Origin of the sequence: Acidisoma cellulosilyticum (genome assembly GCF_020621385.1) — a bacterium.
In the GTDB taxonomy this organism is placed as follows: Bacteria; Pseudomonadota; Alphaproteobacteria; order Acetobacterales; family Acetobacteraceae; genus Acidisoma; species Acidisoma cellulosilyticum.
This window is the reverse complement of sequence record NZ_JAESVA010000005.1, coordinates 328,577-349,302: the sequence shown is the minus strand read 5'-3', so window position 1 is coordinate 349,302 and position 20,726 is coordinate 328,577. Positions and strand designations below refer to the sequence as shown.

The 20,726-nt window shown below is 63.8% G+C and carries 22 protein-coding genes; 16 read left to right on the top strand and 6 right to left on the bottom strand.

Annotated features, from left to right (window positions below):
- Nucleotides 1-2 precede the first annotated feature (2 nt).
- Nucleotides 3-563, bottom strand: coding sequence for a type 1 glutamine amidotransferase domain-containing protein (locus ACELLULO517_RS16545; RefSeq protein ID WP_227308514.1), 561 nt, complete (start codon nt 561-563; stop codon nt 3-5).
- A 185-nt stretch (nt 564-748) separates the two neighbouring features.
- Here ACELLULO517_RS16545 and ACELLULO517_RS16540 point away from each other — a divergent pair, with 185 nt between their 5' ends.
- The 7 genes from ACELLULO517_RS16540 to ACELLULO517_RS16510 all read left to right on the top strand — a co-directional run bounded on the left by ACELLULO517_RS16540 (nt 749) and on the right by ACELLULO517_RS16510 (nt 6,674).
- On the top strand, nt 749-1,504 hold the full coding sequence (locus ACELLULO517_RS16540) for an SDR family oxidoreductase (protein WP_227308513.1): 756 nt from the start codon (nt 749-751) through the stop codon (nt 1,502-1,504).
- Nucleotides 1,505-1,538: 34 nt separating this feature from the next.
- Nucleotides 1,539-2,255, top strand: coding sequence for a YoaK family protein (locus ACELLULO517_RS16535; protein WP_227308512.1), 717 nt, complete (start codon nt 1,539-1,541; stop codon nt 2,253-2,255).
- Between the two features lie 213 nt (nt 2,256-2,468).
- On the top strand, nt 2,469-2,786 hold the full coding sequence (gene rplU / locus ACELLULO517_RS16530; protein ID WP_227308511.1) for a 50S ribosomal protein L21: 318 nt from the start codon (nt 2,469-2,471) through the stop codon (nt 2,784-2,786).
- Nucleotides 2,787-2,814: 28 nt separating this feature from the next.
- Nucleotides 2,815-3,081 (top strand): 50S ribosomal protein L27, encoded by a 267-nt coding sequence (gene rpmA / locus ACELLULO517_RS16525; protein WP_227308510.1) that lies wholly within the window; start codon nt 2,815-2,817, stop codon nt 3,079-3,081.
- Between the two features lie 99 nt (nt 3,082-3,180).
- Nucleotides 3,181-4,227 (top strand): GTPase ObgE, encoded by a 1,047-nt coding sequence (gene obgE / locus ACELLULO517_RS16520; protein ID WP_227308509.1) that lies wholly within the window; start codon nt 3,181-3,183, stop codon nt 4,225-4,227.
- Nucleotides 4,224-5,366 carry a glutamate 5-kinase gene (proB, locus tag ACELLULO517_RS16515; protein WP_227308508.1) on the top strand — a complete coding sequence of 381 codons (1,143 nt, stop codon included), beginning with the start codon at nt 4,224-4,226 and terminating at the stop codon, nt 5,364-5,366. Before obgE ends, proB begins: the two co-directional genes overlap by 4 nt.
- A gap of 99 nt (nt 5,367-5,465) precedes the next feature.
- Entirely contained in the window at nt 5,466-6,674 is a 1,209-nt protein-coding gene (locus ACELLULO517_RS16510; RefSeq protein ID WP_227308507.1) for an acyltransferase family protein, read from the top strand.
- Here the strand turns inward: ACELLULO517_RS16510 and ACELLULO517_RS16505 are convergent.
- The 3 genes from ACELLULO517_RS16505 to ACELLULO517_RS16495 all read right to left on the bottom strand — a co-directional run bounded on the left by ACELLULO517_RS16505 (nt 6,661) and on the right by ACELLULO517_RS16495 (nt 9,166).
- Nucleotides 6,661-7,188, bottom strand: coding sequence for a DUF3833 family protein (locus ACELLULO517_RS16505; RefSeq protein ID WP_227308506.1), 528 nt, complete (start codon nt 7,186-7,188; stop codon nt 6,661-6,663). The two genes, ACELLULO517_RS16510 and ACELLULO517_RS16505, sit on opposite strands and share 14 nt — an antisense overlap.
- 39 nt (nt 7,189-7,227) lie before the next feature.
- On the bottom strand, nt 7,228-8,166 hold the full coding sequence (locus ACELLULO517_RS16500; protein WP_227308505.1) for a site-specific tyrosine recombinase XerD: 939 nt from the start codon (nt 8,164-8,166) through the stop codon (nt 7,228-7,230).
- A 289-nt stretch (nt 8,167-8,455) separates the two neighbouring features.
- Nucleotides 8,456-9,166 (bottom strand): helix-turn-helix transcriptional regulator, encoded by a 711-nt coding sequence (locus tag ACELLULO517_RS16495; RefSeq protein ID WP_227308504.1) that lies wholly within the window; start codon nt 9,164-9,166, stop codon nt 8,456-8,458.
- A gap of 107 nt (nt 9,167-9,273) precedes the next feature.
- On the opposite strand from ACELLULO517_RS16495, the gene ACELLULO517_RS16490 reads away from it, so the two are divergent.
- Complete coding sequence (locus tag ACELLULO517_RS16490; RefSeq protein WP_227308503.1) at nt 9,274-10,137, top strand: DMT family transporter; 864 nt, start codon at nt 9,274-9,276, stop codon at nt 10,135-10,137.
- Nucleotides 10,138-10,177: 40 nt separating this feature from the next.
- Here ACELLULO517_RS16490 and ACELLULO517_RS16485 read toward each other — a convergent pair whose 3' ends face one another.
- On the bottom strand, nt 10,178-10,321 hold the full coding sequence (locus ACELLULO517_RS16485; protein ID WP_227308502.1) for a hypothetical protein: 144 nt from the start codon (nt 10,319-10,321) through the stop codon (nt 10,178-10,180).
- Nucleotides 10,322-10,351: 30 nt separating this feature from the next.
- Between ACELLULO517_RS16485 and aroB the strand changes: the two genes are divergently transcribed.
- The 8 genes from aroB to ACELLULO517_RS16445 all read left to right on the top strand — a co-directional run bounded on the left by aroB (nt 10,352) and on the right by ACELLULO517_RS16445 (nt 19,406).
- Nucleotides 10,352-12,052, top strand: coding sequence for a 3-dehydroquinate synthase (gene aroB, locus ACELLULO517_RS16480; RefSeq protein WP_227308501.1), 1,701 nt, complete (start codon nt 10,352-10,354; stop codon nt 12,050-12,052).
- 245 nt (nt 12,053-12,297) lie between these two features.
- Nucleotides 12,298-13,356, top strand: a complete 1,059-nt coding sequence (locus ACELLULO517_RS16475; protein WP_227308500.1) for an ABC transporter ATP-binding protein — start codon at nt 12,298-12,300, stop codon at nt 13,354-13,356.
- 27 nt (nt 13,357-13,383) lie between these two features.
- Nucleotides 13,384-14,667 (top strand): ABC transporter substrate-binding protein, encoded by a 1,284-nt coding sequence (locus ACELLULO517_RS16470; protein ID WP_227308499.1) that lies wholly within the window; start codon nt 13,384-13,386, stop codon nt 14,665-14,667.
- Between the two features lie 24 nt (nt 14,668-14,691).
- The gene (locus ACELLULO517_RS16465) at nt 14,692-15,603 is read left to right on the top strand and encodes an ABC transporter permease (protein WP_319796435.1); all 912 of its coding nucleotides are present in this window, start codon (nt 14,692-14,694) and stop codon (nt 15,601-15,603) included.
- Between the two features lie 59 nt (nt 15,604-15,662).
- Complete coding sequence (locus ACELLULO517_RS16460) at nt 15,663-16,487, top strand: ABC transporter permease (RefSeq protein ID WP_227308498.1); 825 nt, start codon at nt 15,663-15,665, stop codon at nt 16,485-16,487.
- A gap of 20 nt (nt 16,488-16,507) precedes the next feature.
- The gene (locus ACELLULO517_RS16455; RefSeq protein ID WP_227308497.1) at nt 16,508-17,242 is read left to right on the top strand and encodes an aspartate/glutamate racemase family protein; all 735 of its coding nucleotides are present in this window, start codon (nt 16,508-16,510) and stop codon (nt 17,240-17,242) included.
- A gap of 103 nt (nt 17,243-17,345) precedes the next feature.
- Nucleotides 17,346-18,497, top strand: a complete 1,152-nt coding sequence (gene dgoD / locus ACELLULO517_RS16450; protein WP_227308496.1) for a galactonate dehydratase — start codon at nt 17,346-17,348, stop codon at nt 18,495-18,497.
- A 195-nt stretch (nt 18,498-18,692) separates the two neighbouring features.
- The gene (locus ACELLULO517_RS16445) at nt 18,693-19,406 is read left to right on the top strand and encodes a sulfotransferase family 2 domain-containing protein (protein ID WP_227308495.1); all 714 of its coding nucleotides are present in this window, start codon (nt 18,693-18,695) and stop codon (nt 19,404-19,406) included.
- A 343-nt stretch (nt 19,407-19,749) separates the two neighbouring features.
- Here the strand turns inward: ACELLULO517_RS16445 and ACELLULO517_RS16440 are convergent, their stop codons facing one another.
- The gene (locus ACELLULO517_RS16440; protein ID WP_227308494.1) at nt 19,750-20,673 is read right to left on the bottom strand and encodes a hypothetical protein; all 924 of its coding nucleotides are present in this window, start codon (nt 20,671-20,673) and stop codon (nt 19,750-19,752) included.
- Nucleotides 20,674-20,726 lie beyond the last annotated feature (53 nt).

The following is a 20,726-nucleotide window of genomic DNA, read 5'->3' as shown; positions in this document are numbered from 1 at the left end:
TGTTATGCGACGCGTCTCTCGGGCCCTGAGCATGCCTTCAACAGGCCGATGAACGCATCGGAAAAGGCCGGAATATCATCGGGCTTGCGCGCGGTGATCAACGCGCCGTCCTGAACCACCGCCTGGTCCAGCCAGGTCGCCCCGGCATTCGTCAGATCGGTGCGAAGCGACGGCCAGGAGGTCAGCCTGCGGCCCTTCACGGCACCGGCTTCGATCAGCGTCCATGGCGCATGACAGATCGCCGCAATGGGCTTTCCGCTGCGCGCGAAATGACCGACGAAGGCCAAGGCAGCGCGGTCCATGCGCAGGGCGTCGGGATTGGCGACGCCACCCGGCAGCAGCAGGGCATCGAATTCCTCGGGCCTCGTTGCTGACAACTGGCGGTCAGGCGTGAACGCGTCGCCCTTCTGATCGTGATTCATGCCCTGAATCGGCCCGGCTTTGGGCGACACGATGGTGACCTGCGCCCCCGCCTGACGCAGCGCTTCCAGCGGCCCGGTCAGTTCCACCTGCTCGAACCCATCGGTCACCAGAGCCGCGATCTTCTTGTTCGACATCGCCATTTTCTTGTCCTTCCTTGGCATCCTTGCCCTTGAAGGTTGGCGACCCGCCCGCCCGCCTCAACCACGGCCCCCGGCAATGTGAGGTCACCATCTGCGTCAGGCTTGGATTTGCCGGGCGTTTCCGGCTTTTCCCGCGTTGCCCGAGGTGGCAGAACCCGACACTCGCAGGTTTGAAGGAAAGCAAGATGATCGTTCTTATCACGGGGGCCTCGGCCGGTTTCGGCGCGTCCATCGCGCGGCTGCTAGCCCCGCTCGGCCACAAGATCATCGCGACCGGCCGTCGCGCGGACAGGCTGAACGAGCTCGCCCAGGAACTCGGCACCGACCGCGTTCTGCCGCTCGTCTTCGACGTCACCGACCGCGCGGCCGTCGAAAAGGCCATCGCTGACCTGCCCGCGGATTGGGCGGAGATCGATGTGCTGGTGAACAATGCCGGTCTCGCGCTGGGTCTGGAACCCGCCCAGGAGGCCGATATGGAAAACTGGGAGCGCATGATCGACACCAATATCAAGGGTCTGACCTACGTCACCCGTGCCGTGCTGCCGGGCATGGTGACGCGCAATCGCGGCCATGTCGTCAATATCGGCTCCATCGCCGGGTCCTGGCCTTATTTCGGCGGCAATGTCTACGGCGCGACCAAGGCCTTCGTGCGCCAGTTCACGCTCAACCTGCGCACCGACCTGCTGGGCACCAAGGTCCGCGCCACGAATATCGAGCCCGGTCTGGTGGGCGGCACCGAATTCTCCAACGTCCGCTTCGCGGGTGACGACGGCAAGGCCGCCAATGTCTATGCCAATACGACGCCGCTGACCTCGGAAGACGTGGCCGAGACCGTGCGCTGGATCATCAGCCTGCCCGAGCATTTCAACGTCAATGCCATCGAGATCATGCCCGTGGTCCAGGCCTATGCCGGCATCAAGGTCGTGAAAACCGAGGGCTGACGCTTTTTCGAACGAGAAAGCCGAGGCCGAGCCTGTGCGCAAGTTCGATCATACTGCCTTCATCCTCGGCCTCGGCTTCGTCGCAGGCTTCATCGACGTCTTCGGCTTCTCTCGGCTTTCGGGGCTTTTGCCCGCGCATATCACCGGCAACCTCATCTTCCTCGCCCTTTACGTGTCGCATGGGCGACCCGGCGTGGTGACGTTCCTGCTCTCGATGCCCGTCTTCTGCCTGGGCGTGATGGCCTCCGCCTGGATGATCGGCTTCCTGGCCGAGCGCGGGCGCGACGCGTTCCTGCCGGCTTTGCTGCTGGAGGCCGCCCTGCTGTTCGTGGCGATGCTGGGCGTCTTCGCGCTGCCACCCGCCCGTGGCGGCAACAGCCTGACCAGCATCGTCCTCGGCGTCCTGGTAATCCTGGCCATGGCGCTGCAAAACACCATCATGCGGCTGGTGCTGAACAACCTGCCGCCGACCACGGTGATGACCGGCAATCTGACGCAGGTGCTAAGCGATACGGTCGCCTATGCCTGCCGTTTCCCCTCCATCAGCCATGGCAAGGGTGAGCGCGTCATCCTGGAGCGGCAGGCCAAGCGGATGCTGCTGACGGTCCTGTCCTTCCTGGTCGGCGCGCTGGCGAGCGGCCTGGCGGAGGTGCATCTGGGCGCGACCGGTCTGGTATTGCCAGTGCTGGCGCTGCTCGCGCTGATCCCCTACGGCCAGCGCATCCTGCGGACTGACGCGGCATTGCCCTGAATCGACCTTGCGCGCAGGTGACGATAGGGCAGCAAGAACCCTGCCCCGCCCCTGATGCAGGGCCTGCCGCATGCAATCAGATTGACATAGGAACGGGCGCTGGATAGACCCCAGCCGCTGGCCTCCTGCGAAGGAAGTGGGTTCGTCCTGCTATGTCGGCCTCAAAAAAAGAAGCCGCTCCAACGAGGGCGCAGCATGAAAGAGATTGAGACTATGTTTGCAGTGATCCGCACTGGCGGAAAGCAGTATCGCGTTGTCCCCAACGCGATCGTTAAGATCGAGAAGCTGGAAGTCGAAGAAGGCAGCACGGTCACCTTCGACGAAGTCCTGGCCCTTGGTGGCGAAGGCATTGCCGCCCAGATCGGCGCCCCGCTCGTCGCTGGCGCGACCGTGACGGCGACTGTCGTCGCCCAGGACCGCCTGGCGAAGATCATCATCTTCAAGAAGCGCCGCCGGCAGAACAGCCGCCGCAAGAACGGCCATCGTCAGCACGTCACCGTGCTGCGCATCGCCGAAATCATCGCGGCCTGAGCCCACGCTTTAAGCAGGAGATACAGATATGGCACATAAGAAAGCAGGCGGCTCTTCCCGCAACGGCCGCGATACCGCCGGCCGCCGCCTCGGCGTCAAGAAGTTCGGTGGCGAAAGCGTCATCGCCGGCAACATCATCATCCGCCAGCGCGGCACGAAGATGAAGCCGGGCGCGAATGTCGGCCTCGGCAAGGATCACACGATCTTCGCCCTGATCGACGGCCACGTGTCCTTCGAAAAGAAGGCCGAGCGCGTCCATGTTTCGGTGAAGCCGCTTCCCCTCGCCGCTGAGTAACACCGGTCCCTTATTGACGCAGCGCCCCTCGGGGCGCTGATACAATCGACTTTCAAGGGGCCGGCTCTGTCGGCCCCTATTTCTTTTTCTGGTGCGTTTATGAAGTTCCTCGATCAAGCCAAGATCTATGTCCGCTCCGGTGACGGTGGCGACGGCGCGGTCGCCTTCCGCCGGGAAAAGTATATCGAATTCGGCGGGCCGGACGGCGGGCGCGGCGGGCGCGGCGGCGATATCATTTTCGAGGCCTCGGCCGATCTCAATACGCTGATCGACTTCCGCTATACGCAGCATTTCAAGTCGCCCAAGGGCGGCAACGGCTCGGGCAGCGACCGCACGGGGCGCGACGCCGAATCGATCACGATCAAGGTTCCGGTCGGCACCGAAATTCTGGCGGACGACCGGGAGACGATGCTGGCCGATCTGGATCACCCCGAGGCGCGCATCGTTTTCTGCCGTGGCGGCGACGGCGGCAACGGCAACGCCCATTTCAAGACCAGCACCAATCGCGCACCGACCCGGGCCGACAAAGGCTGGCCGGGCGAGGAACGCTGGATCTGGCTGCGCCTGAAGCTGATCGCCGATGTCGGGCTGCTCGGCCTGCCCAATGCCGGCAAATCGACCTTCCTGTCCCGCGTCTCGGCCGCCAAGCCGAAGATCGCCGATTACCCCTTCACCACGCTGGTGCCGCAACTGGGCGTCGTGCGACCGACGGAATACGAGGAATTCGTCCTTGCCGATATTCCGGGTCTGATCGAAGGCGCGCATGAAGGTGTCGGCCTCGGCGACCGCTTCCTGGGTCATGTCGAGCGTTGCGCGGCCCTGGTGCATCTTATCGATGGTGCCGCCGGCAGCGTGGTCGATGCCTGGCGCACGATCCGTGGCGAGCTGGAAGCCTATGGCGCCGGTCTGCTCGACAAGCCGGAGATCCTGGTTCTCAACAAATCCGATGCCATGACGCCACGCGAGACCTCCGCCCGCAAATCCGCCCTGGCCAAGGCGTCCGGCGCGCAGGTTTTCGTCGCCTCCGGCGTCTCCGGCGACGGCCTGCCGGAAGTGCTGCGCGCGCTGATGGGTTTCGTGAACGAAGCCCGCGCCGAACGGATGGAAGCGCAGCGCGCCGCCGCCAGACGGGCCGCGCGGGCGTGAGTGCGGCGGCTGCCGGCCTTCTGGCCGTGCCGGCGCTGAATCAGGCCCGCCGCCTTGTCATCAAGCTCGGCAGCGCCCTTGTGGTCGATGGGGAAGCCGCAGCACCGCGCCAGGCTTGGCTGAATGAGGTCGCCCAGGATATCGCCGCGCTCCGCGCCCGTGGGACCGAAGTGCTCGTCGTCTCCTCCGGCGCCATCGCCCTGGCGCGCCGCACGCTCAATCTCATGCAACCGAAGCTGCGGCTGGAGGAGAAGCAGGCCGCCGCTGCCGTGGGCCAGATCCGCCTTGCCCAGGCCTGGACGGAAGCGCTGTCGGCGCAGGACATCACCGCCGCCCAGCTTCTGCTGACGATGGAAGATACCGAGGACCGGCGCCGTTACCTCAACGCCCGCGCGACGCTGACGACGCTGCTGTCGCTCGGCTGCGTGCCGGTGATCAATGAGAATGATACCGTCGCGACCGCCGAAATCCGTTTCGGCGACAATGACCGGCTGGCCGCCCGCGTCGCCGAAATGGTGCAGGCCGATCAGCTGATCCTGCTGTCGGATATCGACGGGCTTTATACCGCCGACCCCAGGCGCGATCCGGATGCCCAGCATATTCCGGTCGTGACCGGCATGACGGCCGAGATCGACGCCATGGGCGGCGAGCCGCCGCCGGGCTATTCCTCGGGCGGCATGCGCACCAAGCTGGTCGCGGCCCGCATCGCGACCAGCGCCGGCTGTGCGATGGCCATAGCCCTCGGTCACCGGCCGCATCCGGTGCAGGCGCTGATGGACGGCGCCCGCTGCACCTGGTTCCTGCCGAGCCAGGACGGACGCTCCGCCCGCAAGCGGTGGATCGGCGGCAGCCTGTCGCCGCTCGGCGCCGTCACCATCGATGCCGGCGCGGCCCGCGCGCTGTCAGGCGGCAGTTCCCTGCTTCCGGCCGGGGTGCGCGGCATCGGCGGGGATTTCACGCGCGGTGATGCGGTACGCGTGCTCGGACCCAGCGGCGACGAGATCGCGCGCGGCCTTTCGGCCTATGGCAGCGAGGATGCAAAACGCATCGCGGGCCATCGCTCGGAAGAGATCGAGGCCATTCTCGGCTGGCGGGGGCGCGACGAGCTGATCCATCGCGACGATCTGGTCCTTCTCTAACCCACTCGCCAAAGCGTGAAGACCGGCTCGCCTCGCTTTTCGGCCATCACCCAGCCGTGAGCGGTGCAAATTCGGACCATCGACCCTTTATGACGCTCTATGGAGCAGCATACGGCGGTCATCGACCGATCCGCGATCCAGGATGATCGGATCGCGCCCAAGGGCAAGGATGAGATCGATGCGCTGACAGGCGTACGTGGCGCTGCGGCGGTCATCGTCATCGCCTATCACAGCTATCCGGCAGCGGATTTTCCCTATGGGATCAGCCATCTGGTGGCGCGGGGCTATCTGGCCGTCGACATCTTCTTCGTGCTCAGCGGTTTCGTGATGGCGCTGACCTATGGCCGCATGTTCCGCGACGGCGTGACCGCCCCGGCTTTCTTTACCTTCCTGATGCGCCGCGTGGCCCGGCTCTATCCGCTCTATATTTGCTTTCTGGCCCTCCGGATCGCCTATTCGCTGGCGGTCTATGGCAGCCTGCAGGTGCCGAACGGCTGGTTCGCCATGAACCTGCCGCTGCCGATCAAGGACGTGATTGCCAATATCTTCATGATCCAGTCCTGGGGCGTGGCGAAGGCGGTGACGACGCCGACCTGGTCGATCAGCACCGAATGGGGCGCCTATTTCGTGTTTCCCTTCATCGTCGGCGGCATCCTGTTCCGCCGCCCGGCCTATGCCATGCTGTCGCTGCTGGCCGCCGCCGCGCTGATCGTGGCGGCAGGCGCTTTGACCGGCTATGACGGGATGCATCACAACGGCGCGCTGGATGCCTATGACGGCCGCACCTTCATTCCCATGCTGCGCTGCCTGGGCGGCTTCACCTTCGGCCTGCTGACCTACCGGCTGTATCAATGGCCGCCGGCGAAACGCCTCGCGGCTTCGGGTATCGGCTGGACGGCACTGGCCTACATCATGCTTTGCCTGGTGCTGCATCTGCCGGACCAGGTCATCTACCCGGCCTTCCCGCTGCTGGTTCTGTGCCTGGCCTGCGACAAGGGTGCGCTTGCCAAGCTGTTCTCATGGAAGCCGCTGATGCAGCTCGGCGTGCTGAGCTACACGATCTACGTCATCCACAATGTCTGGATCGGCCTCGTGCATTGGCTGATCAAGCATCTACCCAGCACCATGCCGACGGCAGTGGCGCAGACCATGTCCGCTGTCTTCCTCATCGCCAGCCTCTATGTCGTGGGCAGCTTCTTGCACCATTGGGTGGAAGTGCCGGGGCGGACCATCGTGCGGCGCATGGGCGACCGCGCGGCGGAATACTTCCGCCCTCGCCCGCGTCCCCCGGTCCTCAGTCGTGGATGAAGGTCGCCTCGATCTCACCGAATTCGAAGCCGAGCTTGGTGCCCCAGGCGCGGTTCATCATGATCTTGGGAGCGACCATCCACTGCCAGTCGTCGAAGGTCAGGGTATGGTCCGAGCCGCTGCTTTTGAGGTCGAAGACGTAATGCATGCGATAGGCATTGCCTGAGGTCTGGCCCCGCGTGACGCCCACAACATCGGGCGTACGGCCGATCCAAATACCCTTGGCGTCACGCGCGAAGGTCCAGTCGCGGTCCTGGGTCTTGCCGTCCGAAAACAGGTAATGCTCATGCAGGCGCAGGGTTTTGCCGTCCCAGACACCATTCTCATCCGCCGTGAACTGCTTCACGACATTGCCACGGCGGTCGAAGAAGAACCCGTAGCCACGGGAATGCCCGTTGTAGAAATCCTCGACCTTGAAGACGGGCGTGCGGTCTGAAAAGGCCGTGACCGGCTGCCGCGCGCAGGCAGCGAGCCCAGCGAGCGCGGCGAGTGAGACGAAAGCGAGCACGCGCATGAGGAAAGCTCCCGGCCTTATGCCGCTGGTTTCCCTCGATTAACGGTCCTCGTCCGCCGCTGGATGCGGGACGACCTTGCCGCCCTCCTGATAGGCGAGCGCCAGGGGATGGTGGTTCTCCACCAGCTTCTGCAATCGCTCGGACAGGAGATGCGTATAGACCTGCGTCGTCGCGATATCGGAATGGCCGAGCAGCATCTGCAGGCTGCGCAGATCGGCGCCGCGCCCGAGCAGATGGGAGGCGAAGGAGTGCCGCAGCACATGCGGCGATACCCGCGCCGGGTCCAATCCGGTCTTGAGGGCTAGGTCCTTCAGCGCGAGGAAGAACGCCTGGCGCGTCAGCGGCACGCGCCCGTCCCGCCCCGGAAACAGCCATTTCGCGCCCTTCGGATGCGTGGCACGCAGCGCGCGCGCGACCTCCCGCGCCGTTTCCGACAGCGGCACCACGCGGTCCTTGCCACCCTTGCCACGGACCATCAGCATCTCGGCGTCCCGCGTCAGCGCGACGGCGGGCAGCGCGAGCAGTTCCGAAATACGTAGACCGCTGGCATAGAGGATTTCCAGCCCAGCCTGCAGCATGAGTCCGCGCGGACCTTTTTGCGCCTCGCCGGCGGCGGTCGTCAGCAGCAGGTCGACCTCGGCCTCGGTCAGGTTCTTGGGCAGTCCCGGCCGTGCTTTCGGCGAGGAGAGCAGCCGCGCGGGATCATCCTGCCGGATGCCTTCGCGGAGCAGAAATTTGGTCAGCCCGCGCAGGCTGGCCAGGCGCCGCGCCTGGGTACGTTCACTGAGCCCCAGATCGGCGAGGGACGCCAGATAGGCGCGGAGCGACAAGGCCTGACAGGTGAGAATGTCTTCCCCCCGCGCGTTCAGGAACGAGAGAACGTCTTCCAGATCGGCGCGATAGGCCGCCAGCGTATTCCGCGCCGCGCCCTTCTCCGCCGCCATCATTTCCAGAAAGGCTTCGAGATGTCGGTTCATAAAGGTTGCGAATTGCGATAGCCGGAGCCTAAGGACCTGTCAGGCTTTGATAGAAGCCTCGCCCGTCGCGCCTCGTCATCCGCGCACGCGTTGCGCGGACCTACCCGCCGCGGCGCCCAGACGGCCGCTTGCCCGCGCAGACGGGTAGATGCGCGGGTCGGGGCCCGCGCACGACAGATTTCAGGGCGCTTCCGATAGAATGTGACCGACGCTGGCTGCCCTGCCGGCTCCTGACCTCGCACCAAAATTATGCCTTTCATGACGAGCAATGGCGGATCTGTTTCACCTTTCATGATGCCGTGAGCGGTAGGTCGCGCGTCTCATAACCCGCCTGCAAGGCGCGCCAGCCATCGAGCAGGCCGGGCCGGTCGGCGGGATAGGTCTCGTCCAGAATGACCAGGTCCTGCACGCGATCGGTACGGAAATGCCGGTAATCCTGTCTGAGCTCGCACCAGGTGCCGAGCAGCGTCGATTCCGAGAAATAGGCGACGGCGAGCGGCCAGACGATCCGCTGGCTCGGCACGCCATCGCGGCTCAGGTAATCGATGCGGATTTTCCGCGCGTCGCGAATGGCGTCGCGCACCTCCGCCATACAGACGACCGCCGCCACCGACGCGCCGCCGGACCAGACGTAGAAGGGTGTTTCCGCAACAGGCGCCGGACGGCAGGGCAAAACCGCCGCGATCTTGGCGCGCACGGCGCTCGCGGCTTCCTGCAGCCCGCGATCCCCGGTGCGGCGGACCAGATCGAGCGCCACCGCGATGGTCTGGAATTCCTCGGCCGTGAACATCAGCGGCGGCAGGTCATAGCCCGGCCCCAGCACATAGCCGAAACCGCTGGCGCCATCGATGGGCAAGCCGCTTGCCTGCAGCGTCGCGATATCGCGGTAGATGGTGCGGGTGGAGACTTCCAGCCGTTCAGCGATGGCCGCCGCCGTCAGCGCACGCGGGCTCGACCGCAGAAGCTGGATGATGTCGAACAGCCGGTCCGCCGGTCGCATGAATGTCCGCTCCTTTTGTCTCTGGCGTGCAGCACCGGTTGCTGACACCACGCTGTCAGACCTCTTCCCTTATAACCCCGATCACGCGACGGGAAACGGACAGCGATATGCAGCGGTGGTTGGGAATTGGCTTTCTGTCGGGCTCGGCCGTCGCCTATAGCATGGCCGGGTTTTTCACCCGGCTGATCCCGCTGGATGTCATGAGCCTGCTGTGCTGGCGGTCCATCATTGCCGGCATCATGCTGACCGTCCTGGTGCTGCTGCGCTATCGGGGCGATGCCTGGCGGCAGACGCGCGCCATCGGCCGCACGGGGCTGACGATCGCCTGCATGGGCAGCTTCTCCTCCTACCTGTACCTCACCGCCTTCCGCCATACGACGGTCGCCGATGTCGCGATCATCTACGCGACCTTGCCCTTCATGACGGCGGCCCTAGCCTGGGTCTTCCTGGCCGAGCGCGAAGGCTGGCGGGTGCTGGTCAGCAGCCTGCTCGCGCTGGTCGGCGTCGCCGTCATGGCGCGGGGCGCGCTGCATGCCGGACATATCCTGGGCGACCTTCTGGCCGTCGGGATGACCGCGACCTTCGCCGTCACCATGGTGCTGCTGCGACGCGGCGGCCGTCAGGGATCGATGATGCCGGCGGTCGCCGTCATGTGCATCATCACCGCCGTCGCGACCGCACCCTTCGCCCATTTCTGGCCACTCGACACCCGCACGCTGGTCTATCTGGGCCTGTTCGGCACCTGCCAGCTTGGGCTCGGCCTGTTATTTCTCAGCCTGGGGATGCGCCATGTGACCGCAACCCAGGGCGCGCTGCTGGGATTGCTGGATACACCGCTGGCGCCGCTTTGGGTCTGGCTTGGCTTCGGCGAGGTTCCGCCCAGCGCGACCCTCATTGGCGGCGCCATCGTGATGCTGGCTGTCCTTTGGACGGTCATGCCGACCCGCAAAGCCGCCGTTGCGCCGGCGTAACGCGGGGCGCCTTGCCTGGGCGCGGGCCGGCTAGAAGCGGCTAGGTCTTGTCAATCACGCTGTTTGGCAGGATTTCATGCACCTGATGCTGGTGCAGCGGCAGCGGAAACATGCCCAAAGCCACGAACCCGCCGCCGAGGACGACCAACAGGACGACGATGAGAACCAACAAGAAACTGCGCATAGGGTGGGCCTGCCCGTGGAAACTGCGGCTGTGCTAACCTCTGGCTTGATGACGCGCAACAACGACGACGCCTTGAAGAGCGATACCCTGCCCCGCCACCTCGCCGATCGCAGCATTGTGCTGGTGGGGATCATGGGTGCGGGCAAGACGGCCGTGGGCAAGCGTCTGGCCGCGACTCTGGGCCTGACCTTCATCGACGCCGATCAGGAAATCGAAACGGCCTCCGGCTACACGGTCAGCGAGATTTTTGAGCGTTTCGGCGAACCGGCTTTCCGCGATGTGGAGCGCCGGGTGATCCGCCGGCTGCTGGAAGGTCCGCGAATCGTGCTGGCGACCGGTGGCGGCGCCTTCATGGATTCCGAGACCCGCACGGTGATCCGCGGCAAGGGTCTGTCCATCTGGATCCGCGCGACCTTGCCGCTTCTGCTAAGACGTGTCGCCGGGCGCACCCACCGCCCGCTGCTGATGAGCGGCGACCCGGGTCAGATTTTGCAGGGGCTGATGAAGCTCCGCCATCCCATCTATGCCGAGGCTGATATCGTGATCGACTCCCGCGACGAAACTGTGGATGCCATGGCCGGACGCATGGCCGAGACCGTGATGGACCATCTGCCGGCCTTGTCCGTGCCGGTGGAACTTGCGGCCGGCGGCTATGAGGTGATCATCGGCAGCAGCCTCATCACCCGCGCCGGCGGATTGCTGGGCGCCGTGCTGCCGCAGCGCCGCGCCGTGGTGGTGACGGACAAGACCGTCGCGGGCCTCCATCTGCAGACCCTGCTGACCGGGTTGGAGACGGCGGGCTTCACCACCGGCACCATTATCGTGGAACCCGGTGAACCCTCGAAATCGGTCGAGAACTGGGCCTCCGTCATCGACCAGCTTTTGGACCAGGCGGTGGAGCGGCGCACCGCCGTCATTGCGCTCGGCGGCGGCGTGGTGGGGGACCTGGCCGGATTCGCGGCAGCCGCCACCATGCGCGGCCTGCCCTTCGTGCAGGTGCCGACGACATTGCTGTCCCAGGTCGATTCCAGCGTTGGCGGCAAGACCGGCATCAATACCCGCCAGGGCAAGAACCTGATCGGCGCCTTCTATCAGCCGCGCATGGTGCTGGCCGATACCGATACGCTCTCGACCCTGCCGCCGCGGGAGCTGCGCGCCGGCTATGCCGAGATCGTCAAGACCGGGCTGATCGGCGACGCTGCTTTCTATGAGTGGTGCGAGCAGAACGGGCTTGGTGTGGTCAGCGGCAATCGCGCCTTGCAGGCCAAGGCCATTCAGGTCGCCTGCGCCTTCAAGGCCGGCGTCGTCGGCGACGACGAGCGCGAGGAAAAGCCGAATGACGGCCGCGCGCTGCTCAATCTCGGTCATACCTTCGGCCATGCGCTGGAAGCCGAAGTCGGCTATGGCGCCGGCCTGCTGCATGGCGAGGCGGTGGCGATTGGCCTCGGCCTCGCCTTCGACCTCTCGGCCAAGCTCGGCCATTGCAGCCCTGACCTGGCACCCCGCATCCGCCGGCACTTGGACAGCGTCGGTCTGCCGTCCGAGATCGCGATGCTCAACCGTCGCTTTTCGGTAGAGCATCTGGTCGGGCATATGCGTCGCGACAAGAAGATGCGCGACGGCGCGCTGCATTTCGTGCTCGCGCGCGGCATCGGACGGGCATTCACCTCGCGCGACGTGCCGCCCGAAACGGTGGTCGAGCTTCTGCGCGAGGCTGGCTGCGAGGCGTGAGCTAGAAACACACCCTACTAACGATATTGTCTTGGGCGTCGACCCGTCGGGTTGCCCAATCGCGTTTCGTCAGCGGTGAGGGGTAGACCCGCGTGACGAGCACGCGGGCGACAGAATAGAAGCCGCCCATAAACTGTACACAGTTTGACCCATTCGATGCAGAAGGCGCCCAATGCGGCGCCTTCTGTCATTTGATGCCGGCAGAAACGGCAGCCTCGCCTTTGGCATGACGTTTGCGTGAGACTATGCGACGCGCCCTTTGGCGCGCGTTGCCGGTTACCACCACGCCCGAGGGACGAGCCATTGTGACGACGGTTCTGGATGTCGAGCTGATCTCGGTCACCAAGCGCTACGGCAATACGACAGCCGTCAGCGATATTTCGCTGCGCATTCCGCGCGGCTCCTACTGCTGCCTGCTCGGCCCCTCCGGCTGCGGCAAGACCTCCACCCTCCGCATGATCGCCGGGCATGAGGATATCAGCGACGGCGACGTCATCATCGCTGGCCAGAATGTCGGCAATCTGCCGCCGGTGAAGCGCGGCACGGCGATGATGTTCCAGAACTACGCCCTGTTTCCGCATTTGAATTGCGTCGACAATGTCGCCTTCGGCCTCAAGATGCGCGGCGTCGGCAAGGCCGAGCGGCGGGCGGAAGCAAGCAAGCTTCTGGCCATGGTCGAGATGGAGAAATACGCGGCAAGGCTGCCGGCCCAGCTGTCCGGCGGCCAGCAGCAGCGCGTGGCCCTGGCCCGGGCGCTGATCACCCGGCCGAAAGTCCTGCTGCTGGACGAACCGCTGTCGGCGCTCGACCCCTTCCTGCGCGGCACGATGCGGGAAGAACTGAAGCGCCTGCAACGCGAATTGGGCATCAGCTTCATCCATGTCACCCATAGCCAGGAAGAGGCGCTGGCGCTGGCCGATCTGGTCGTGGTGATGGATCACGGCATCATCGTGCAAAGCGGCCCCCCGCAGGAAATTTTCAACCGCCCGGCGACCGCCTTCGTGGCACGCTTCATGGGCGGGCATAACGTCATCCGTCAGGATAGCGGCGCGGTCGCCGTACGCGCGGACCGTTGCCGCATCGGCATGATGGATAGTGCCCTTGTCGGCGCGGGCGGCATCGGCGGTGCTGTCTGCTCCATCGAATATCTCGGTACCGTCGTCAAAGTCGGTATCGAGACGGAAACGACCGGTGAGGTCGTAGCCCTGGTGCCGGACGACCAGTTCTTTGCGTCCCCGCTCACCTTGGGTGAAACGACCCGCCTGACCTGGGCGACGGCCGACGCCCATCCCGTCACGCTCTGATCACACGCAACAAAAGGATCTTTGGAAATGACCGAGAAAAAAACCATCGACCGCCGTGGATTGCTGAAAGGGGCCGCCGCCGTGGCGGGCACCGCCATCGGCTCCGGCGCGATCACCGGCTTCCCGACCATCTGGGCGCAGAACATCAAGAACATCACGCTGCGCCAGTTCGGCACCGGCGTGTCGAACCTGAACGACATCGCCACGCGCTGTAAGGCCGATACCGGCATCACCATTTCCATGACGGCAATGGATACCGACGCCGCCGCCATCCGCGCCATCACCCAGCCGAACAGCTATGACGTTGCCGATATCGAATATTTCACCGTCAAGAAGGTCTTCCCGACCGGCCGCCTGCAGCCGCTCGATATCAAGAAGATCAAGTATTACGATGAGATCGTGCCGTTGTTCAAAGACGGCAAGGTGACGCCGACGGCCTCCGTCGGCCAGGGCACCGCGCCCTGCCGCGTGAGCTATGTCGAAGGGGCAAGCTCCACCAAATTCGCGCCCTCCCCGACCGAGTGGATGACGCTGATCCCGACCATCTACAATGCCGATACGCTCGGCATCCGCCCTGACCTGGTCGGCAAGCCGATCACGCATTGGAAGGAACTGGTGGACCCGGCCTTCAAGGGCAAGGCTGCCATCATCAATATCCCCGGCATCGGCATCATGGACGCGGCCATGACGATCGAAAGCCTGGGGCTGATGAAATATGCCGATAAGGGCAATATGACGAAGGCCGAGATCGACAAGACCATCGCCTTCCTGATCGAGCAGAAGAAGGCCGGCCAGTTCCGCGCCTTCTGGAAGAGCTTCGAGGAGAGCGTCGATCTGATGGCCTCGGGCGAAGTCGTCATTCAGTCGATGTGGTCCCCGGCCGTGACGGCCGTGCGGTCCAAGGGCATCGCCTGCACCTTCCAGCCGCTGGCAGAAGGCTATCGCGGCTGGGGCGGCGGTCTTGGCATCGCCAAGCACCTGACCGGGCTGGAGCGTGACGCGGCCTATGAATATATCAACTGGTATCTGTCGGGCTGGACCGGCGCTTACCTCAACCGCCAGGGCTATTACTCGGCGGTGCTGACGACGGCGCAGAAGTACATGTCGCCGAACGAATGGGGCTATTGGATGGAAGGCAAGCCGGCCACCGCCGCCATCATGAGCCCGCAGGGCCAGCAGATCGCCAAGATCGGCGATGTGCGCGACGGCGGTTCCTACTACGACCGCATCGGCCATATCGCTTGCTGGAACTCGGTCATGGATAACGACCGTTACCTGATCCAGAAATGGAACGAGTTCTCGGTCGCCTAATCCGGAGTACGGGAGCCGCAGCGCGTGAGCACCACCACTGATACCGCCGCTGCCAGACCAGCGGCTTCCGTGAAAAAAGCAAGGCCCGGCGGTTCGTCCGCCGGTGCCTGGCTGCTGGCGACGCCACTGGCAATCGTACTCGGGATTTTCCTTGTCATCCCGATCCTGATGCTCGTGATCGTGAGCTTCCTGGACTACAACTCCGTCCAGATCCTGTGGAGCTTCGTCGTCCAGAACTATATCGATGCGGTGTCATCCTCCGCGACCTGGGAAACGTTCGCGGTGACGCTGAAATACGCTGTCATCACCTGGGCGATCACGCTGTTCCTGGGCTTCTGGCTATCCTATTTTCTGGCTTTCGAGGTGCGGGGTGCGGCCTGGCAGATGGGGCTGTTCCTGGTCTGCTCGATCCCCTTCCTGACGTCGAATATCATCCGCACCATTTCCTGGATTCCGGCGCTGGGGCGCAACGGCATCGTCAATAGCGTGCTGTTGCACTTCCATCTGATCCACCAGCCCTTGACCTTCCTGCTGTATAGCCAGTTCGCGATCATCCTTGCCTTCGTGCATCTCAATACGCTGTTCATGGTCACGCCCATCTTCAACTCGATGATGCGCATCGACCGCACGCTGATCGAAGCCGCGCGGGATAATGGCGCGGGCTTCTGGCAGACGATCGTCAACGTCATCCTGCCGCTGTCCAAGACCGGCATCGGCATCGGCACGATTTTCGTGATCACGCTGGTGATGGGCGATTTCGTCAGCGTCAGCATCATGGGCGGCGGGCAGAGCGCCTCCGTCGGCATCATGATCCAGAACGAGATGTCGCAACTGCAATATCCGGCGGCGGCGGCCAATGCCGTCATCCTGCTCGCGATCGTGCTGATCATGGTCTTCCTGATCCTGCGCGTCGTCGATATCCGCAAGGAGCTTTAAGGGATGAGCGGCGCCCCCTCCTTCGTCAAACCCGCGAGCGACGAAAGGAATGTCACGCCATGAACCGGGACCGGCACGGCAAATCCTTCTATATCCTGGCGGCACTCTTCGCGGCTTTCGTGCTGTTCCTGTACGGGCCGATCGCGACCATCGTCATCCTGTCCTTCCAGGGACCGAATGGCGGCCTCACCTTCCCGATGAGGGGCTTTTCGTTCCACTGGTTCCATGCGCTGTTCCAGCAGCAGATGGTGGGCGATTTCGGCGGCGCCATTACCCGCTCGCTCATCCTCGCCTTCATGGTCATGGTCGCGAATGTGGTGATTTCCGTCGCCGGCGGCATGGCCTTCCGGCGCCGCTTCGCGGGCTCCACCTTTCTGTTCTACCTCGTCATCGCCAGCCTGATCGTGCCGTCCATTCTCGTCAGCCTCGGCATCGGCTTGCTGTTCAGCCAGCTGGGCATCGACCCCGCCTGGTACAGCTCGGCCTTCGGGGCGCAGCTCACCTGGACCATCCCTTTCGGCCTGCTGATCATGTTCGCGGTCTTCAACCGCTTCAACAAAAGCTGGGAGGAGGCCGCGCGCGATCTCGGCGCCGGCCCCTGGCGCAGCTTCACCAATGTCATCCTGCCGATCATCCTGCCGGGCGTCGTCGGCATCGCGCTGTTCGGCTTCTCACTCTCCTATGACGAATATCCACGCACCATGATGACGGCGGGCGACAGCAACACGCTGCCGCTGGAAATCTTCGCCATGACGGCGAATGTCACCACGCCCGTGATCTATGCCCTGGGCACGCTGACGACCGCTTTCTCCGCTCTCATCATCATTGTTGCCATGACCAGCATGGCCATCATCCGCCGCCGGCGCGCGGCCAAGCTCGGCTGATTTGCCATGAAGATCCCCCGATGAAGATCCTTGTCGTCAATCCGAACACGACGGCCTCCATGACCGAGAAGATCGGTGCGGCAGCGCGGTCCGTGGCAAGCCCCGGCACGGAGATCGAGGCCGTGAATCCCGCCATGGGTCCGGTCAGCATCGAAGGTTTCTATGACGAGGCGTTTTGCGTCCCCGGCCTGATCACCGAGGTTATGGCCGGCGAGAGGCGCGGCGCCCAGGCGGTCGTGGTTGCCTGTTTCGACGATCCCGGTATCGACGCCGCGCGCACCGTGACCGCCATGCCCGTCATCGGCATCTGCGAGGCCGCGATGCGTATGGCGGGATTCCTGGGCCATCGCTTCACCATCGTCACCACCCTGCCCGTCTCGCTGCCGGCCATGGACGGGCTTATCCGCCGCTACGGCATGGAGGGGCGCGGGAAAGCGCGGGCCGCCGGCGTGCCGGTGTTGGCGCTGGAAGACCCCCATAGCGGCGCGGTCGAGAAGGTGCGCGCGGAAATCCGCCGCGCCATCGCCGAGGACGGATCCGAATGCATTCTGCTCGGCTGCGCGGGCATGGCCGACCTCACCCGCGAATTGACGGCCGAGATGGGCCTGCCGGTGATCGACGGCGTCGCGGCTGCCGTAAAGATGGCGGAGGGGCTGGTCGGGCTTGGCCTTACCACCTCCAAGGTCGCGGGCTATGCGCGGCCGGGCGTGAAGCCTTATGTCGGCATGCTGGAAGGTTTTGCGCCGGTCGGCTAGGCTCTCCTATGCAGCGCGTTCGGCCAAGCCATCCGGTTTGATCGGCTGGAAGCCTGGGGTTGGTCGGGTTAGGAATGATCCGACCATTATGGAGCCCCTTGCCATGCAGCCCCTGATCATCGACCGCATCGAAACCTTTGCCGTGCCGCCGCGCTGGCTGTTTGTCCGGGTCGAGACCAAGGACGGCGCCGTCGGCTGGGGCGAAGCGAGCCTGGAAGGCCATTCCGAAGCGGTCGAAGGCGTCTTCGCGTCTTTCCGTGAGCGGTTCATCGGCCGCGATGCCGCCGATATCGAGGACATCTGGCAGGTTGGCTATCGTGGCGGCTTCTATCGCGGCGGCCCGGTGCTGATGAGCGCGCTGTCCGGCCTCGATCAGGCGCTGTGGGACCTCAAGGGTCGCGCGCTGGGCGTGCCGGTCTGGCAGCTGCTGGGTGGCAAGGTCCGCGACAAGGTCGAATGCTATGCCTGGATTGGCGGCGACCGCCCGGATGAGGTGAGCGAAGCGGCCCGCGCCCGCAAGGCGCAGGGTTTCCGCGCGCTGAAGATGAACGCGACGGCGGACCTGAACTGGCTCGCCTCCCCCCGCGATCTGGACGCCGTGGTGGAACGCGCGGCGGCGGTGAAAGCGGAAGGGCTGGATATCGGCCTCGACTTCCATGGCCGCGTGCATAAGCCGATGGCCCGCCGCCTGGCCGAGCGCCTGGAAGAGATCGAGCCGCTGTTCATCGAGGAGCCGCTACTGTCGGAGAATATCGAAGGCCTGGAACAGCTGTCGCGGATGACGACGATCCCGATCGCGCTCGGCGAGCGGCTGTTCACCCGCTGGGACTTCAAGCCGTTCCTGGAACGCGGCATCGTCGACATCATCCAGCCCGATCTGTCCCATGCCGGCGGCATTTCGGAAGTGAAGCGCATCGCCGCGATGGCCGAAGCCTATGACGTCGCTTTGGCGCCGCATTGCCCGCTGGGGCCGATTGCCTTCGCCGCCTGCCTGCAGGTTGCGGTATCCACCCCGAATTTCGTGATCGAGGAGATGTCTCTCGGCATCCACTATAATACCGGCGGCCATGATCTGTTGACCTATCTAGCCGATAAGTCCGTCTTCGCGCTGGAGAATGGTTTTGTGAAAGCCCCTATGGGGCCGGGCCTCGGCATCGAGGTCGACGAGGCTCTGATCCGCGAACTGGCCAGCGACTTCAAGGGCTGGCGCAACCCGATTTTCCGTCTGCAGGACGGCAATTTCGCCGAGTGGTAATGATCTGACGGACAGACCGGACGTCTTGCAGCGACGGCCGGCCAGCTCGCATAGTCCCCGGGCGGATATCTTCCGACCTAGAGCGTTTCCTGTTCGCTTAGGCTCACAGATGCCGCTCTAGGTTGTTATTTTTGCGAGCATCTTCACCCGGTCAGATGAGTCCATCTGACCGGGATCTGCTCTAGGACGCATTGAGTGATCGTTTCGCACGCCCGGAAATTTATCTTCTTTCACAATCCGAAATGTGCGGGCACAAGTTTCCGCGACATGCTGAAGCCCTATCACGACGATGGCTTCACGTTCTGGGGCGTGTTTCGGGCGCCTTATTTCAAAAACCACATCGACCATACCCATCTCCGCCTATGGGAAATGCAGGCGCAGTTTCCTGACATATTCGCCTGCGCGATGGCGTATAATTCAGTGATCTTCGTACGGAATCCGTATGAGCGCTTTTTGTCCGCGGTCAACGAGCATATGAAGAAATTCCAGCCGCAGATCGACCTGTCGTCGATGACCCCGGCGCAGCGCGTCGAGGCTGTCGAGACCTTCATTCGTCAGATTCTGACGGTCGCGCGCATCACGAGCGACTGGCGCTTCATCCATTTCTCGCCCCAAATCTGGTATTTGCAATTGGGGAACGAATTCTTGCCCCGCCACGTGATTCCGATGGGCGGGGATGATCGATTTATGCGTGAGGCGATGCTTTGCCTCGGCTTAGACGAGCTGCCGATACGCCATCACAATGTCTCGCCCTCCAATCTAGGCGCTGCCCTGACGTCATCGGTCCTGACCGATTTCGTGCAACGATTCTACGAGGACGATTTTGCGTATTTTAAGGCTGACGCGCGATTGGCTGGGCTGGCCGAACTGCCAAACCCGCCTGAGCGGCGCGACGTCACGATTGCTTAGAGTCCGTCAGGTTTAGGTGGAAACGACCCGTTGCCCCGTCATGGCCGGGCTTGACCCGGTCATCCAGTCCTTGGGCGCCCCAACGAATGGATGCCCGGCTCTGGGGCCGGGCATGACGATATTAGGGACAAGCTTCAGTTAGAATCAGACAAACGTAAGCAAACAGGAAACACTCTAGTCGCACAAAAAGGGCCATGTCAGCGATGACAGGCCCATTGTCATAGATCCAAGCGATCACGACGCCAAACCAAACATAACGTTTGGTTTGGCGTCGCAATTTTCATCCCCTTTAGTCTAGCAACAGTCTTGGCAACCGTCACCGGCCACCAAGACTATCTCAGTCCTACCAAAGCTTGTGGTCGATGCCGGCCAGCGTGATGGTCGTGCCATCGCTCAGGGTAATGACATCGCCAAGCGAACCGACCGCTTCGCCCGTGACCGTCAGACCCGACCCGAAGGCAACATTGTCCTTCGCGTTGAAGCCGATGATGGTATCGGCGCCCGGCATGCCGTTGCTGACGAAAGCGAAGACGTCAGCGCCGCTGCCAGCCTGAACCACGGCATGAGAGCCGCTGCCACCAACAAAGGTATCGGCGCCGGAGCCCATGGTGGCCTCCATCTGGCCGCCACCAAACGGGTAGGTGGAGATGGTCAGCGGGCCGGTGGTGCCCGAGGCATCGATGATGCTCACGCCCGTGCCACCCACGAGCACGTCGCCCGAGGCCGCGCCCGTCACCGACATCAGCGTCAGGCCGGAACCACCGATGAGGGTGTTGTTGCCGCCACTGCCACCGAACAGGGACGTGGCGCCGGAACCCGCCGTGATGGAGTCATTGCTGGAGGAACCGCCCGAGAAAGTCAGGCTACCCGTGCTGCCATTGATCGTGGTCGAACCGGTACCGGCATTGACCGTGGCCGAACCGGAGGAGGCGAAAATCGTCGAAGGCGCAGCGCCGGTATTCAGAACAATGCCGTCGCTACCGTTCAGGAAGGCTTGGAACGGGGTCGCGTCGCCCGACGTGACCGTATCGTTCTGACCGGAAATGGCGACAGCATTGGCGCCGGACAAGGTGACCGTGATGGCCGGGGCGGTAACGGCCACTTCCGACGGAAAAGCGCCGGTGCTGCTAAAATTATAGGCGCCGCTACCAAAGACGTCAGAAACGACGGTGGAAGAATTGAAGAAACTGGCGAAGGCGGTCTGCCCGGCACCAGCACTGAAATTCGACGGGATAGTCCCGCCGTTAACCGTCATAATGTCGCTCATCATCAACTCCAGCTAGAAAAAAGGGGACGCGTTAATGGGTCAGGCTCTTGCCG

Excerpts from the sequence above, each read along its gene's own strand:
- obgE (WP_227308509.1), top strand. The coding sequence starts at position 3,181 with ATGAAGTTCCTCGATCAAGCCAAGATCTATGTCCGCTCCGGTGACGGT.
- ACELLULO517_RS16545 (WP_227308514.1), bottom strand. The coding sequence starts at position 563 with ATGGCGATGTCGAACAAGAAGATCGCGGCTCTGGTGACCGATGGGTTC.
- ACELLULO517_RS16440 (WP_227308494.1), bottom strand. The coding sequence starts at position 20,673 with ATGAGCGACATTATGACGGTTAACGGCGGGACTATCCCGTCGAATTTC.
- ACELLULO517_RS16485 (WP_227308502.1), bottom strand. The coding sequence starts at position 10,321 with ATGCGCAGTTTCTTGTTGGTTCTCATCGTCGTCCTGTTGGTCGTCCTC.
- ACELLULO517_RS16495 (WP_227308504.1), bottom strand. The coding sequence starts at position 9,166 with ATGCGACCGGCGGACCGGCTGTTCGACATCATCCAGCTTCTGCGGTCG.
- ACELLULO517_RS16470 (WP_227308499.1), top strand. The coding sequence starts at position 13,384 with ATGACCGAGAAAAAAACCATCGACCGCCGTGGATTGCTGAAAGGGGCC.
- rplU (WP_227308511.1), top strand. The coding sequence starts at position 2,469 with ATGTTTGCAGTGATCCGCACTGGCGGAAAGCAGTATCGCGTTGTCCCC.
- ACELLULO517_RS16460 (WP_227308498.1), top strand. The coding sequence starts at position 15,663 with ATGAACCGGGACCGGCACGGCAAATCCTTCTATATCCTGGCGGCACTC.
- rpmA (WP_227308510.1), top strand. The coding sequence starts at position 2,815 with ATGGCACATAAGAAAGCAGGCGGCTCTTCCCGCAACGGCCGCGATACC.
- ACELLULO517_RS16500 (WP_227308505.1), bottom strand. The coding sequence starts at position 8,166 with ATGAACCGACATCTCGAAGCCTTTCTGGAAATGATGGCGGCGGAGAAG.
- ACELLULO517_RS16505 (WP_227308506.1), bottom strand. The coding sequence starts at position 7,188 with ATGCGCGTGCTCGCTTTCGTCTCACTCGCCGCGCTCGCTGGGCTCGCT.
- ACELLULO517_RS16510 (WP_227308507.1), top strand. The coding sequence starts at position 5,466 with ATGGAGCAGCATACGGCGGTCATCGACCGATCCGCGATCCAGGATGAT.
- ACELLULO517_RS16490 (WP_227308503.1), top strand. The coding sequence starts at position 9,274 with ATGCAGCGGTGGTTGGGAATTGGCTTTCTGTCGGGCTCGGCCGTCGCC.
- dgoD (WP_227308496.1), top strand. The coding sequence starts at position 17,346 with ATGCAGCCCCTGATCATCGACCGCATCGAAACCTTTGCCGTGCCGCCG.
- ACELLULO517_RS16475 (WP_227308500.1), top strand. The coding sequence starts at position 12,298 with ATGCGACGCGCCCTTTGGCGCGCGTTGCCGGTTACCACCACGCCCGAG.
- ACELLULO517_RS16540 (WP_227308513.1), top strand. The coding sequence starts at position 749 with ATGATCGTTCTTATCACGGGGGCCTCGGCCGGTTTCGGCGCGTCCATC.
- ACELLULO517_RS16455 (WP_227308497.1), top strand. The coding sequence starts at position 16,508 with ATGAAGATCCTTGTCGTCAATCCGAACACGACGGCCTCCATGACCGAG.